At 39.1% G+C, this 13,592-nt stretch carries 13 protein-coding genes, 1 tRNA gene, 1 rRNA gene, 1 other RNA gene and 1 other annotated feature; of the genes, 4 read left to right on the forward strand and 12 right to left on the reverse strand.

Translation table 11 applies throughout. From position 1 onward, the window contains the following. Positions 1–360: 360 nt before the first annotated feature. The 7 genes from AC52RT_RS07560 to tadA all read right to left on the reverse strand — a co-directional run bounded on the left by AC52RT_RS07560 (position 361) and on the right by tadA (position 4,665). Positions 361–630: a pro-sigmaK processing inhibitor BofA family protein gene (locus AC52RT_RS07560; protein WP_495540176.1), complete on the reverse strand. Its 270-nt coding sequence runs from the start codon at positions 628–630 to the stop codon at positions 361–363. A gap of 80 nt (positions 631–710) precedes the next feature. Next, on the reverse strand, positions 711–929 hold the full coding sequence (locus tag AC52RT_RS07565; RefSeq protein WP_340847528.1) for a YaaL family protein: 219 nt from the start codon (positions 927–929) through the stop codon (positions 711–713). Between the two features lie 21 nt (positions 930–950). After that, the gene (recR, locus tag AC52RT_RS07570; RefSeq protein WP_495540177.1) at positions 951–1,547 is read right to left on the reverse strand and encodes a recombination mediator RecR; all 597 of its coding nucleotides are present in this window, start codon (positions 1,545–1,547) and stop codon (positions 951–953) included. Positions 1,548–1,685: 138 nt separating this feature from the next. Then, positions 1,686–2,012 (reverse strand): YbaB/EbfC family nucleoid-associated protein, encoded by a 327-nt coding sequence (locus AC52RT_RS07575; protein WP_040374051.1) that lies wholly within the window; start codon positions 2,010–2,012, stop codon positions 1,686–1,688. Between the two features lie 23 nt (positions 2,013–2,035). After that, complete coding sequence (gene dnaX / locus AC52RT_RS07580; RefSeq protein WP_495540178.1) at positions 2,036–3,724, reverse strand: DNA polymerase III subunit gamma/tau; 1,689 nt, start codon at positions 3,722–3,724, stop codon at positions 2,036–2,038. A 123-nt stretch (positions 3,725–3,847) separates the two neighbouring features. Further along, an RNA gene (gene ffs / locus AC52RT_RS07585) (signal recognition particle sRNA large type) lies at positions 3,848–4,112 on the reverse strand. A gap of 40 nt (positions 4,113–4,152) precedes the next feature. After that, positions 4,153–4,665 (reverse strand): tRNA adenosine(34) deaminase TadA, encoded by a 513-nt coding sequence (tadA, locus tag AC52RT_RS07590; protein ID WP_495540179.1) that lies wholly within the window; start codon positions 4,663–4,665, stop codon positions 4,153–4,155. 113 nt (positions 4,666–4,778) lie between these two features. Between tadA and AC52RT_RS07595 the strand changes: the two genes are divergently transcribed. The 3 genes from AC52RT_RS07595 to AC52RT_RS07605 all read left to right on the forward strand — a co-directional run bounded on the left by AC52RT_RS07595 (position 4,779) and on the right by AC52RT_RS07605 (position 6,818). Next, the gene (locus AC52RT_RS07595) at positions 4,779–5,318 is read left to right on the forward strand and encodes a cysteine hydrolase family protein (RefSeq protein ID WP_495540180.1); all 540 of its coding nucleotides are present in this window, start codon (positions 4,779–4,781) and stop codon (positions 5,316–5,318) included. 191 nt (positions 5,319–5,509) lie between these two features. After that, a complete protein-coding gene (locus AC52RT_RS07600; RefSeq protein ID WP_340847521.1) occupies positions 5,510–6,169 on the forward strand; it encodes a deoxynucleoside kinase in 660 nt (219 codons plus the stop codon). Further along, positions 6,147–6,818, forward strand: a complete 672-nt coding sequence (locus AC52RT_RS07605) for a deoxynucleoside kinase (RefSeq protein WP_495540181.1) — start codon at positions 6,147–6,149, stop codon at positions 6,816–6,818. Before AC52RT_RS07600 ends, AC52RT_RS07605 begins: the two co-directional genes overlap by 23 nt. Before the next feature lie 128 nt (positions 6,819–6,946). On the opposite strand, the gene AC52RT_RS07610 is transcribed toward AC52RT_RS07605, so the two are convergent. From AC52RT_RS07610 to guaB, 4 genes are all read right to left on the reverse strand, one after another. After that, a tRNA-Ser gene (locus AC52RT_RS07610) sits at positions 6,947–7,039 on the reverse strand. A 152-nt stretch (positions 7,040–7,191) separates the two neighbouring features. Continuing rightward, complete coding sequence (serS, locus tag AC52RT_RS07615; protein ID WP_495540182.1) at positions 7,192–8,469, reverse strand: serine--tRNA ligase; 1,278 nt, start codon at positions 8,467–8,469, stop codon at positions 7,192–7,194. 63 nt (positions 8,470–8,532) lie between these two features. Beyond that, positions 8,533–8,757 (reverse strand) — a binding site (T-box leader). 76 nt (positions 8,758–8,833) lie between these two features. Beyond that, positions 8,834–10,162 (reverse strand): D-alanyl-D-alanine carboxypeptidase family protein, encoded by a 1,329-nt coding sequence (locus tag AC52RT_RS07620; RefSeq protein WP_495540183.1) that lies wholly within the window; start codon positions 10,160–10,162, stop codon positions 8,834–8,836. Between the two features lie 176 nt (positions 10,163–10,338). Next, on the reverse strand, positions 10,339–11,802 hold the full coding sequence (gene guaB / locus AC52RT_RS07625; RefSeq protein WP_495540184.1) for an IMP dehydrogenase: 1,464 nt from the start codon (positions 11,800–11,802) through the stop codon (positions 10,339–10,341). Between the two features lie 115 nt (positions 11,803–11,917). On the opposite strand from guaB, the gene AC52RT_RS07630 reads away from it, so the two are divergent. Beyond that, entirely contained in the window at positions 11,918–12,865 is a 948-nt protein-coding gene (locus tag AC52RT_RS07630; RefSeq protein WP_495540185.1) for a YaaC family protein, read from the forward strand. A gap of 590 nt (positions 12,866–13,455) precedes the next feature. Here the strand turns inward: AC52RT_RS07630 and rrf are convergent. Continuing rightward, a 5S ribosomal RNA gene (rrf, locus tag AC52RT_RS07635) occupies positions 13,456–13,571 on the reverse strand. Positions 13,572–13,592: the final 21 nt, after the last annotated feature.

The following is a 13,592-nucleotide window of genomic DNA, read 5'->3' on the forward strand; positions in this document are numbered from 1 at the left end:
CATCCTGAGCCAGGATCAAACTCTCCGTAGAATGTTTGACTTGCTCGGTTGTTTTTATAGTGTGTACTCACTTCTTTAAAACGTTGACGCTTTGTTTTGTTCAGTTTTCAAAGAGCAATTATTTCGCCGCTTCTTCCGAAACAACTTTATTAGTATATCATTTATTCTTTTTACTGTCAAACACTTTTTTCAAATGTTTTTTTCAGCTCTTCGAATAATTAATAGTCTTTTTGACGACATCCACTATACTATCATTCATTACTAATTTGGTCAATCCCTATTTTTAAATAATATTATGTTATCTATAAATATCTTTCTCTTATACTTGGGCAATAAAAAAACAGGGGTCACTCCCCCTGCTTACAATACCCATAGATCTATGGCTGCTAGAGCAGCCACTCCAGGAATTCCTAAAATTCCCGCAATTACCGACGTAGTCAGGTTAATTGGAACATGAATTCCAGCCTGATTCCCTAAAGCATTTAAAAAGAATAAAAAAACTGCGCCAATAATGACTTTTATTAACCCTTGACCGATGAAGCGAATAGACTTTACCGGTGTACCTACAATTAATAGAAGAAAAATGATACTGGCGATAACCGCAACAAAAACAATTGGCTGCAAAGACATCACTCCTTACTTAGCTTGTACTAGTAAGGTATGTATAAACTCAATCTTCAAGAACCTGCAAGCAAAATAATGTCGTCATATCATCTCCGAAGGCTAACTCTTCTTTGTTTGGCTTCTTTAAACAGATAGAAATACTTTATCTCTGCCAGCTTAGTCTGCAGAATGGCGTCTTGTGAGGGATCTACGCTTTTTTCCAGCATAGACTTTTGATACAGCCACTCTTTCTTTAATAGTTCTAGTTGCTCGATTAGTTTTTGGTCATACTCATTCCGAAGCCAACCTTTTCGTCGAAAGAACAAACATTATTCCCCCTTTGTACCTTATATTTCTCTTCTACCCTCTAAAGCCTTAGACAGGGTCACTTCGTCAGCGTATTCGAGATCGCCGCCCATAGGCAGACCATGTGCAATTCTTGTTACTTTAATTCCTGACGGCTTCAATAATCTTGAGATATACATAGCTGTAGCTTCCCCTTCTATATTAGGGTTCGTTGCGATGACCACTTCTTGTACAGTCTCATCCTGAAGACGTTTTAATAAATCAGGGATATTAATATCTTCTGGTCCTATCCCATCCATAGGCGAAATACTACCATGAAGAACGTGATATAAACCGTTATATTCCCTCATTTTTTCAAGTGCAATTACATCCTTTGGATCTTGAATGACACAGATTATAGTTCGATCCCGCCGCTTATCTTCACAGATGTAGCAGGGATCTTGATCTGTTATATGTCCGCAAATTGAGCAATAAGACAAATTACGTTTTGCATTAATCAAAGCCTTTGCAAAATCCAAAACAGTATCTTCCTTCATACCTAAAATAAAAAAAGCAAGACGAGCAGCTGTTTTAGGACCGATACCAGGTAATTTCATAAAACTGTCGATAAGCTTTGAGATTGGTTCAGGATAATGCATGAAGAATTCCTCCTAATATATAAAAAACGCCTTTTCATTCATACATGCAGATAATAATTTTGTACCACTTGAAGTCTGATAAGACACAGATGCCCGGCCACATCATTCAGAAATGGCCGGGCGCAGTGATTCAAATCTTTAAAACATACCGCCAGGAAGATTCATCCCTTTAGTGAATTGACCCATCGTTTTGTTTGTTAGCTCGTCTGCATTTTTCAACGCATCATTTGTCGCAGCTAACACTAGGTCCTGCAGCATTTCGATATCTTCTGGATCAACAACTTCAGGCTTAATGTTTACTTCAACAATTTCCTTATGTCCGGTAACAACAACGGTTACCATTCCGCCGCCAGCTGATCCTTCAATTTTCTTTTCGCCAAGCTCTTCTTGAGCCTCAGCCATTTGTTTTTGCATTTTTTGCATTTGCTTCATCATATTTTGCATATTACCCATTCCGCCACGCATACCCATTGTCATAACCTCCGTTATTAATCTTTAATTTCCAGCAAATCGTCACCGACTAATTTTCGGGCTTCTGCTATAAAAGGATCTTCTTCTTTCGTTTCCACTTCCGATGTACCATCCATTTGCTGCGTGGAGATAAACTCCTCACGAATTTGCGCCCATTGACTTTCAGGTACCCCTGCTAGTTCTAATCGATGGCCGGTCACTTGTTGCATAATGGAGGCAATCGCTTCAAGGAAACGAGAATTTTCCATTGTCATCTGACAATGTATATCATATTTAAATTTTAACACAAAAGCAGTTGAAGAAGCAGCAACAGGTTCCGCTTCATTAAATAAAGCAGCAAGGGATTTTAGATTTTGAACACCTAACTGTTCAAGCACTTCTCCCCACTTACTTTTAACTCTATTTAGATCAGGTTTTGTAGCTTCTCTTAAAATAAGATGAATTTTTCCTACTGGCGCTTTATAGGACTTTTTGTTTATCCGTTGCGTTTTTTGCTGTGTCGGTTGAGCTGCCGCAGGCACTGCTGTAAGACCTTTTTCTTTTAACTCTTGAAGCTGTCTTTCCAGGTCCTCCACTTTATGCTGCAATTGTTCAATATGAGTACCAGAAACCTCAGCTGCCTGTTCACGATGACATAACTTCACCAAAGACACTTCAAGAAAAATCCGCGGATGATTGGTCCATTTCATTTCTTGCTGTGTTTTGTTAAAACTCTCGATGATGACGTAGATTTGATCTGAATTTATAGTCTTAACTAAGTTTTCAAATTCTGGATCAATCAGTACCCGGTCAAATGAACCCGCAAGTCCTGGGGCCATTTGATAAAGAAGTAAATCACGGAAAAAGAAAATCATATCTTCAATGAATCGGGTTGGGTCTTTCCCCATTGATAATAGTTCATCTAGAACCTGCAAGGCCTCCGCAACATCCTTTTCATAAATCGCCTTTGCAAGTCTTCCAAGAAATGCTTGTGATACAGATCCGGTTACAGTCAAGGCATCTTCCACCGTTACTTCATCTGAACTAAAGGAAATTGCTTGATCAAGCAGACTTAACGCATCACGCATTCCACCTTCTGCAGCTCTAGCAATAAGATGCAGTGCCTGTTCATTAACAGAAGTGCCTGTTTCAGCTATAATCTGCGACATTCTTCCGACAATATCCTGAGGTTGAATCCGTTTAAAATCGAAGCGCTGACAGCGGGAAATGATTGTCAGAGGAATTTTATGCGGTTCAGTGGTAGCAAGGATAAAAATTACGTGCTTTGGAGGCTCTTCTAGCGTTTTTAATAATGCATTAAACGCTCCTTGTGAAAGCATGTGCACTTCATCAATGATATATACTTTATAGGTAACCGCATTCGGTGTATATTTCACTTTATCTCGTATATCTCGTATTTCTTCGACACCATTATTAGAGGCAGCATCAATTTCTATTACATCGGAAATGGATCCATCCGTAATACCTAAACAGGCTGCACATTTATTACATGGTTCACTCGTTGGTGCCTGTTCACAGTTAACAGCTTTCGCTAAAATTTTTGCTGCACTTGTTTTACCCGTTCCACGTGGTCCAGAAAATAGGTAGGCGTGGGACACTTTTTGCTGCATAAGAGCATTTTGCAAGGTTGTTGTTACATGTTCTTGGCCGACGACATCAATAAATTGTTGCGGCCGCCATACGCGGTATAATGCTTGGTACCCCACGGATACTCCTCCTTCATTTTCTTCATCTATATTTATTATAACGTACTGTTTTCTTGAATAAAACCATCATCGCAGGATATAAAAAAACTCATCCAACAGGATGAGTGAATGAATTATGTAATACCGTGCACCTTCTGTCGATTTGCAGCCATAAGCGTTACTTAAGCAGTTAGCTCTGCCCAGGCGACCCTGCGGCACATGAGAGTTTCCACTTAATGCTGCTTCCTTCCGGATCTGACATGGTTCATGGATTCTCATTGCGCAGGACCCAGGCTTCAACGCCACTTACTTAAGGCAGACCCTACAGCATACGAACCTCGAGAAGGAATTCAACCTCGCTGGAGCGGATTGCGAGTACAGGGCACCGCTACCTCCCCGTCTAGCACGGCAAATATAATTATACTAAGCAAACCTAAAAAAAGCAAACCTTATTGATTACCATTTATATTAGAAATGCCTCCTGCCTTTCTCAGAGCCTTTTCTGTTTTCTTTCGTTCACGAAGAGCCCTGAAAAAATCTGTCAGTATGCGTCCACACTCATCTCCAAGAATTCCACTTTCTACTTCACTTTGATGATTAAAGCGTTCATCTTGTAATAAATTCATAAAGGTACCCGCGCAGCCTGCCTTTGGATCATGAGCTCCAAAGACAACTCGTTTCACCCGCGACTGAATAATGGCTCCTGCACACATTGGACACGGTTCTAATGTCACGTAGAGCGTAGCATCCTCTAATCTCCATGTCCCCAGACGCTGACAAGCACGATCAATCGCCAGCAGTTCAGCATGTGCGATTGCATTATGGTCTGTTTCTCGTAAATTATGACCTCTAGAAATAACTTCTCCGCCTATTTCAATAACAGCTCCAATTGGTACCTCATTTAATTCCTTTGCTTTCATTGCTTCTTCTATTGCTTGCTTCATAAAGTATATATCGTCCATTAGTAATATCCTCCTGCAACTGACCGAGTAAAGGAAGGGACAATGAGCCACACTACCTTTTATCATTATATTTTACTCCTGTACTATACACCCATACTTAGGAGGCTTACCGCATGACCAACCGGCCAAAACGTGCATTGCTGATTATAGATATAATAAATGATTTTGCCTTTCCCCATGGCTCTCTGCTTCTTCAACATACAACATCTATTATTAAACCCATACTACAGATTAAGCAGCAGTTTAGACATAATAACGATCCTATTATCTATGTTAATGATCATTATAATTTATGGCAGGCAGATTTCCAAAAAATTATAAAAACCTGCCGAAATGAAAAAAACAAGGCAATCATTGATAAGATATCTCCTGATAAGGATGATTTTTTTTTAATTAAACCAAAGTATTCAGCTTTTTATGGTACAGCATTAAATACGCTGCTTCACCACCTAAACGTGACACACTTAACGATAACAGGGATAGCCGGTAATATATGCGTGTTATTTACGGCTAACGATGCCTATATGCGGGAATATACACTTTCAGTACCACAGAATTGTTTGGCTTCGGCGTCTCCTCAAGATAACGAATACGCTTTACTTATGATGAAACATGTCTTAAAAGCGGATATTTCACCAACCCAACCTACCTAGATGAATAATCAATCAAGCTACGGCGATTTTTCCCTAGCTTTTTTTGTCGTATATTGTATTAATTTTTAAGCCTAGGTCAAACGTCTATGATACAATAATTCATGGCATATCTGATTGACCATTATGATGTGAAAAATTAACCAAGAACCTATCTGCTTTGCAGGTTGTTTTTTTGGAGGAGGAACAATCCAATGAAAAGCACACCGTTTATTACCGTTGAGGGCCCAATTGGTGTGGGGAAGACATCTCTTGCAAAAGCACTCTCTAACCATTTTCAATTTTCATTGTTAAAGGAAATTGTTGACGAAAATCCTTTTCTCGGAAAATTTTATAATAATATCGAAGAGTGGAGCTTTCAAACAGAAATGTTTTTCCTTTGTAATCGCTATAAGCAGCTGGAAGATATTCAAGCTAAATATCTAGCTCAAGAGAAATCCGTAGTAGCCGATTACCATATCTTCAAAAATCTTATCTTCGCCCAAAGAACCCTGAAGGACCAACAATATGATAAATACTTAGAGATCTTTACTATTTTAACGAAAGACATGCCCAAGCCAAATATGGTGATCTATCTTGATGCAAGTCTGGAAACCTTATTTAACCGTATTGGTAAAAGAGGCAGGGATTTCGAAAAAAACATTAGCCCCCTCTATCTAGAACAATTATCCCTGGATTATAAAACCTTTATGGAAACTTTCGAAAAACAGCATCCGGATATTCCGGTACTGCGCTTTAATGGCGACCTAATGGATTTCGTTGAGAATAAGGATGATTTAGAGGCAATTGTAACTCAAATTGAATTTGCACTTCACAAAGGAGTTTTTACTCATGAACCTTCGGAAAAAATATGATATTCCCGCTAACTCTGTCATTACGATTGCTGGCACAGTAGGCGTCGGTAAATCAACCATGACAAACGCTTTAGCAAATGCTTTACAATTTAGAACCTCATTCGAAAAAGTCGACACAAATCCTTATCTTGATAAGTTCTATGATGACTTTGACCGCTGGAGCTTTCATCTGCAAATTTATTTTTTAGCAGAACGCTTTAAGGAACAGAAGAGAATCTTTGAGTATGGCGGCGGATTTATTCAAGATCGTTCCATTTATGAAGACACCGGTATTTTTGCTAAAATGCATTATGAAAAAGGGACGATGAACCCAACCGACTATGAAACCTATACAAGTTTGTTTGATGCTATGGTATTAACACCCTACTTCCCTCATCCAGACTTAGTGATTTATTTAGAAGGTTCACTAGACGACATCCTAAGCCGTATTAAAGACCGTGGTCGTCCAATGGAACAAACTACTCCTATTGCTTACTGGACAGAAATGCATCAACGCTACGAAGAATGGATTAATCAATTCAACGCATGTCCCGTATTACGGTTGAATATAAATGATTACGATCTAGTAAGCAGCGAGGGTTCGATTGAGCCGATTGTCGAGCGCATTGCCTCTTATATGGATCAAACAAAAAGGTTAAGAAGAATATAACGTAAAAAGCACACCTCATATAAAGGTGTGCTTTTTTTATATTGAAAAAATAAAATTAAAAAAACCTGCCACATTTCTGCAACAGGTTTCACGATATCCAATTTATGCGCTGTGGTTTTTAATAAGTATGGAGGAGGAAGGGGGATTCGAACCCCCGCGGGTTTTGACACCCCTGTCGGTTTTCAAGACCGATCCCTTCAGCCGGACTTGGGTATTCCTCCGTATCAACATTTTATATATTACAGGTATTTAAAACGAAAGTCAATAACCTTTTTAAAGTTTTTTTAAAATACTTTTTCAAACGAAAAAACCTGCCTAATCTTGTTCTTGCCCATTTATAAATAAAAGAGAAGGGGAATCCCCTCTCTTCCACTTATCCTTTAATTACTTTTGCTCCACGCATATATGGAACAAGAACCTCAGGAACTTTCACACTGCCATCTGCTTGTTGATAGTTCTCAAGGATAGCGGCTACAGTCCGTCCAATCGCCAGTCCAGAACCATTTAACGTATGCACATGCTCCGGTTTCCCCTTTGGATCACGACGGAAGCGAATATTAGCCCGTCTTGCTTGGAAAGCTTCAAAGTTACTACAAGAAGAGATTTCACGATATGTTTCATAGCTTGGAATCCACACTTCAATATCGTACTTCATCGCCGCAGTAAACCCAAGATCAGCCGTACACATTCTCAAGACACGATACGGAAGATCTAGAAGCTGAAGCACCTTTTCTGCATGTCCCGTCAATTGTTCAAGTGCCTCATAAGAATCTTCAGGTTTAACAAATTTCACAAGCTCCACTTTATTAAATTGGTGCTGACGGATTAACCCACGCGTATCACGACCCGCAGACCCTGCTTCAGAACGGAAGCTGGCGCTATAGGCTGCATAGCTGATAGGTAAGCTGTCTGCACTTAAAATTTCATCACGATGGAAATTAGTTACCGGAACTTCTGCTGTTGGAATTAAGAAGTAATCTTCACTTTCAATGCGGAAGGCATCTTCTTCGAATTTTGGAAGCTGTCCTGTCCCTGTCATACTTGCGCGGTTTACCATATACGGTGGAAGCATTTCCTCATAACCATGTTCTTCAACATGCAAATCAATCATGAAATTAATTAAGGCACGCTCAAGTCTTGCCCCTAGGCCTTTATAAAAAACAAAACGACTGCCCGTTACTTTTGCAGCTCTTTCAAAGTCAAGAATTCCAAGTTCAGTCGCAACATCCCAGTGAGGCTTTGGTTCAAATTCAAAAGCAGGGACCTCTCCCCATTTGCGAATTTCGACATTATCATCTTCTGTTTCTCCAACAGGCACACTTTCATGAGGAATATTAGGAATAGACATTAACAGCTTATCTAAATCTTCTTCCACACTGCGAAGCTCTTCATCGAAACTCTTAATTTGATCGCCAACTTGTCTCATTTCGACAATTAAATGATCTGCATCCTGTTTTTCGCGTTTTAATACAGCAACCTGCTGTGATACTTCATTACGACGACTCTTTAATTTCTCCGTTTCAGCAATCAATGTACGGCGTTTGACATCTAACTCTTCAAAACGACCCAGATCAGTCAAATCCTCGCCGCGATGCTGTAATGAATGCTTAACTTGTTCAAAGTTATTACGTAAATATTTTAAATCTAACATCTAGTATTCCTCCTATTAGTAACTCAAATTTTTAAAATGAACGCAAAAAACTCCCGTCCCCTGAAAAGGGACGAGAGTTAACCCGCGTTGCCACCCTAGTTGAAAGTATAATAAATAAACTTTCCACTTATAAAGATAACGGCTAAAGCCGAAAGTAATTACTAACCTTTTTAAGGCGTTCCATACTTTGCTCAAGGAGGGATTCATAAGTGCCTTACACCGATTCACACCAACCATCGGCTCTCTTTAGAAAAAACACCTATTACTAGTTCCTATCAACGTTTTCATTTTATCAATTTGTTTTCCATAATGTACTATAATTATTTGCAAGTTGCAACCCTTTTATTCGTCATTACGTGAAGAATTAAAACCAACCTTTAACGGTTGAGGAAGCACTGTCCCAAACATCGCCGAAGAATCCTCCAACTGCACGCATGGATAATACAAACCAGTTAGCCTTTTCAACCGATTCAGCAGCAACCACGTCTACTTGAACAGTGTTAGCCCCTTTTTTATCGATAAATCCATAATCTGAATCTTCTTTAGAGTCTACAGTTAGATACCCAATCTTATCGCCTTTTTTAATAGGAGCTGATAATTCGCCATCTTCATTCAGCTTATCCTTATCAATGACAAGCTTTGGTGCGTAGTTACTCTTTTGTCCTTTTTCAATGTTGAGCTCGATCGCTTTCTCAGATTGAATTTTGACGGTATCTTCTTTCCCTTTCGCTACAGGTAATTTTTCTTTCCCTTTCACCTGATAGTCAGCGGGTACAATTTTTTCTGTTCCAAAGTTATTGAATGCATAGTCCATCAATTTTATGCTATCTTCAAAACGTTCATTTTTAGATGTTGATTTCATCACAACAGTAATATAGCGCTGCCCGTCCCGAATTGCAGTAGCCGTATGACCGTAACCAGCAAAGTCAGTTGAACCTGTTTTTAAACCATCTACACCTTTATACTCGTAAATTAGCCCTGGAAGCATCCAGTTAAAATTAGGATATTCTTTTCCGTCGCGGAATTCTAATTTAGAAACCTTTGAAAAATCTAGAACTTCCGGATAATCAGTGATCAGACGGTATGCAAGTGTTGCTGTGTCTCTAGCCGTCATCACGTTTTCCTCATTATCATCACCAGCAGGCTGATTTCCTAGTAAATCAGAATTATTTAATCCACTTGAGTTAACAAACTTATAGTTTTTCAACCCTATTTCATTCGCTTTTTTATTCATAAGCTTAACAAAATTCTTTTCGCTTCCTGAGATTAACTCAGCTAACGCTACAGTTGCTGCATTACCAGAATAAATTGCCATTGCACTGTATAGCTCTTTAACTGTGTAATCCTCACCTTGTGTTAAACCCACATTCGATAAGTTGGGAGACTTAGAAAGATTATGTATATATTCGTTAATCTTTACTGTATCGTCCCATTTGATTTTTTTATCTTCAATAGCTTCCATAATGATGTACTCAGTCATCATTTTAGACATTGAAGCGATCCCCAATACTTTTTCAGCATTTTTTTCATAGAGAATCTTTCCACTTTTTCCATCAAGGATAATAGCTGCTTCGGCCTTTAATCCAAGTGTATTGTCTTCAGCCGCTGCTTTAAGAGGACTGTAGGTGAATTGCGATGCAACGAGAACTAGTAACATTGTAAAAACCAATGTTATCTGGCTGATTTTTTTCAATTTTTTTACCTCCAACTTTCATAGCTTCTATATGTTACGAAGAGCCTCTCCGTTATTTGAATCACACGTTGTCTAGTTTATCACAAAAAAAATAATAAAAAAAGACAGAGTATCTTTCCCCTCTGCCTGGCTTTTTATTCATCTAATAAACAAGGTTTTATTTTTCAATTTCTTAATTATAAAGAGTAATTTGGAGCTTCTTTTGTAATCTGTACATCATGTGGATGACTTTCACGTAACCCAGCTCCAGTCATTCTGATGAATTGTGCCTGCTCACGTAGTGTGTGAAGATCAGCTGACCCACAATATCCCATACCAGAACGAATACCACCGACTAATTGGTAGACTGTATCTGCCAAAGGTCCTTTATATGGTAACCTGCCTTCAATACCTTCAGGGACGAATTTCTTATTATCTTCTTGGAAATAACGGTCCTTTGAACCATTTTCCATTGCAGCAACAGAACCCATACCACGATAAACCTTAAAGCGACGTCCTTGGAATATTTCTGTATCCCCTGGGCTTTCCGTAGTCCCAGCAAGCATACTGCCAAGCATAACGGCATGTCCTCCGGCTGCAAGTGCCTTCACGATATCTCCTGAGTACTTGATACCGCCATCAGCTATAATGGTTTTTCCAAGCTTCCGTGCTTCAGTCGCACAATCATAGATAGCCGTAATCTGTGGAACACCAACACCAGCAACCACCCGTGTGGTGCAAATTGAACCAGGTCCGATTCCGACCTTAACAATGTCAGCACCAGCTTCAATTAAGGCTCTTGTTGCTGCTCCTGTAGCTACATTTCCAGCAATAATGGTTAATTCCGGGAAGCTCGCACGCATTTCTTTTATAGCATCTTGAACGCCCCTAGAGTGACCATGTGCAGTATCAATAACAACAACATCTACCTGTGCCATCACTAGCATCTCCACACGCTTCAATGTATCTTTAGTCACGCCCACGGCAGCTCCAGCTAATAAACGGCCTTGTTTATCTTTTGCGGAGTTAGGAAATTCCAGCACTTTCTCTATATCCTTAATCGTAATAAGTCCTTTTAATACACCCGACTCATTAACCAACGGCAATTTTTCAATTTTATATTTTTGAAGAATTTTTTCAGCTTGTTTTAAGTTTGTTCCAACAGGAGCAGTTACCAGATCCTCTGCTGTCATGACTTCAGAAATCTGGAGGGAAAAATCAGAGATAAAGCGCAAATCACGGTTTGTAATTATTCCGACCAATTTTCGCTCTGTTTCATTGTTAACGATTGGAACACCAGAAATACGGTATTTACCCATTAAATGCTCTGCATCAAAAACTTGATGCTCTGGGGTTAGGAAAAAGGGATCGGTAATGACGCCGCTTTCTGAACGTTTTACTTTATCTACCTGTTCAGCTTGTGCTTCGATCGACATATTTTTATGGATGATTCCGAGCCCGCCCTGTCTTGCCATAGCAATAGCCATTTCAGCTTCTGTAACGGTATCCATCCCTGCACTGATAATTGGCAAATTTAATCTAAGATTTTCTGCTAATGTTACCCGCAGATTCACCTCATTGGGTAGTACCTCAGATTTTGCTGGGATTAATAATACATCATCGAACGTTAAACCTTCTTTTACAAACTTAGTTTCCCACATCTTTTTCCCCTCCTGCTAAAAAAATATTATTTGTAGGTTATCAATTGGACAATATACTGTCAAGGAGTTATTAAAATGTCTGATTTTTCCGCTAATTAGAAAGGGGTTCCTATTTTTGATTAATCTTAATATTTGGAACGATTTTACTCGATACTATTCTTCCACATCTACTCAACAATATTTACAAAAATGCTATCAAAAGCTTTCGATTATAAATATAGAAACAAAGAGCTATGATAACTGTTATCCTTTTATCTATTATTTAGAGCATGGTCAAACCTACTTTACCCAAGCAAGAAATGCTCCTTTATCCATACAACCCATCTTATTATTTTACGGTTGCCTGCAATTAATAAAGGCTTGTCTGCTTACCATTGACCCCGACTATCCAGACAACACCTCAGTATTAGCCCATGGGGTTACAACCCGAAAACGGAAGAAACAACAATATTCTTTTCTACAAGATGAAGTGAAGACTCAAAAAAATGGTTTGTTCTCACATATGTCATGGAAAATGTTTCACATGAAACAATTAGAACATGAAAAATTCTCCATGGAGCAGTTACTCCGAGAAATCCCTGAGATGCAGCACATTCAATCAAAAAAAACATTTGAAAAATTATCGGAAACAAAAAATCACTTTGAACTTCCTCTTTCTCTTCTAGATAACTTTCAAATGACAAGTGCTCGGTTAGGTGACTTCCTAACAGCAAAAATAAAATTAAGAATGGATGTTAAACAGGATAAATCTAAACTTACCTTAGTAACCGAAGAACCATTTACTGTGAACCAACATTCTCCTATCCATTTTAACCTTATCGAAAATACGTACATGCTTTCACTAAATAAACTTTCACCATGCTACCTTTTTCCTGAACTCTTAAATCATTACCTCATTTTATATAACCTAAGCATGATTTGCCGCTATGAAACAGAATGGTGGTACGAGTTACAAAAGACAGTACCCACTGATGACTACCCGTCGATCGTACAATATGTCCAGATTAGTCAGGAGAAAATACCTTTTCTTGTACTGCAATGGTTAAACAGCATTTCAGTGTGATAGGCAGCGGGGCGGGGGAATTTTTAGTTAACAAGGTCATTTAGATGTACGTCGTTTAGGCACGATTTGGGATACAAGCCTATTCTAAAATAAGATGGGTTTTTGAAATGATTTTAGGGAGGTCTTCATTCAAACATGCTGACTTCTGGATATATCATGGGGGCTATTCTGTTCCGTTCATTAATCCCGTCTGGTCTTCACGTATTCCCGTTTGGGTACTATTTTTAGCTCCAAAATACCCCATGGGGCATCATTGTTTTAAGGGTTTTTGAAAATGGGTCGCTAATCTTTAGATCTATTTCTTTAGATACACTTTTTAGGAAGACCTGATGAATAAGTTTCTCCGGGGGGTATTTTATCTATTTTTCTGCTATTTCAGCCATTAATCCCGTCTGGTCTTCACATATTCCCGTCTGAGATCACGTTATTCCCGTCCAGACCCTGCATAATCCCGTCTAGAGACCCCTTATTCCCGTCTGGGAGCTATTTTCAGGCACAAAATACCCCTAAGGGTACCACGTTTACTGCTCAACTTCTAAAAAAAGCCACAAAAAAAGACCAGCTATGCAGCTGATCTTTTTTTTCTTGTTGCCTGGCAATGTCCTACTCTCACAGGGGGAGACCCCCAACTACCATCGGCGCTGAAGAGCTTAACTTCCGTGTTCGGAATGGGAACGGGTGTGGCCTCTTCGCCATCATTACCAGACTATAAAGGAACGTTGTTCCT

Source organism: Peribacillus sp., assembly GCF_059453735.1.

What these genes read in the sequence shown, in the direction of transcription:
- AC52RT_RS07560 (WP_495540176.1), bottom strand. Translation starts at nt 630, where the DNA reads ATGTCTTTGCAGCCAATTGTTTTTGTTGCGGTTATCGCCAGTATCATT.
- recR (WP_495540177.1), bottom strand. Translation starts at nt 1,547, where the DNA reads ATGCATTATCCTGAACCAATCTCAAAGCTTATCGACAGTTTTATGAAA.
- AC52RT_RS07575 (WP_040374051.1), bottom strand. Translation starts at nt 2,012, where the DNA reads ATGCGTGGCGGAATGGGTAATATGCAAAATATGATGAAGCAAATGCAA.
- tadA (WP_495540179.1), bottom strand. Translation starts at nt 4,665, where the DNA reads ATGGACGATATATACTTTATGAAGCAAGCAATAGAAGAAGCAATGAAA.
- AC52RT_RS07595 (WP_495540180.1), top strand. Translation starts at nt 4,779, where the DNA reads ATGACCAACCGGCCAAAACGTGCATTGCTGATTATAGATATAATAAAT.
- AC52RT_RS07600 (WP_340847521.1), top strand. Translation starts at nt 5,510, where the DNA reads ATGAAAAGCACACCGTTTATTACCGTTGAGGGCCCAATTGGTGTGGGG.
- AC52RT_RS07605 (WP_495540181.1), top strand. Translation starts at nt 6,147, where the DNA reads ATGAACCTTCGGAAAAAATATGATATTCCCGCTAACTCTGTCATTACG.
- serS (WP_495540182.1), bottom strand. Translation starts at nt 8,469, where the DNA reads ATGTTAGATTTAAAATATTTACGTAATAACTTTGAACAAGTTAAGCAT.
- guaB (WP_495540184.1), bottom strand. Translation starts at nt 11,802, where the DNA reads ATGTGGGAAACTAAGTTTGTAAAAGAAGGTTTAACGTTCGATGATGTA.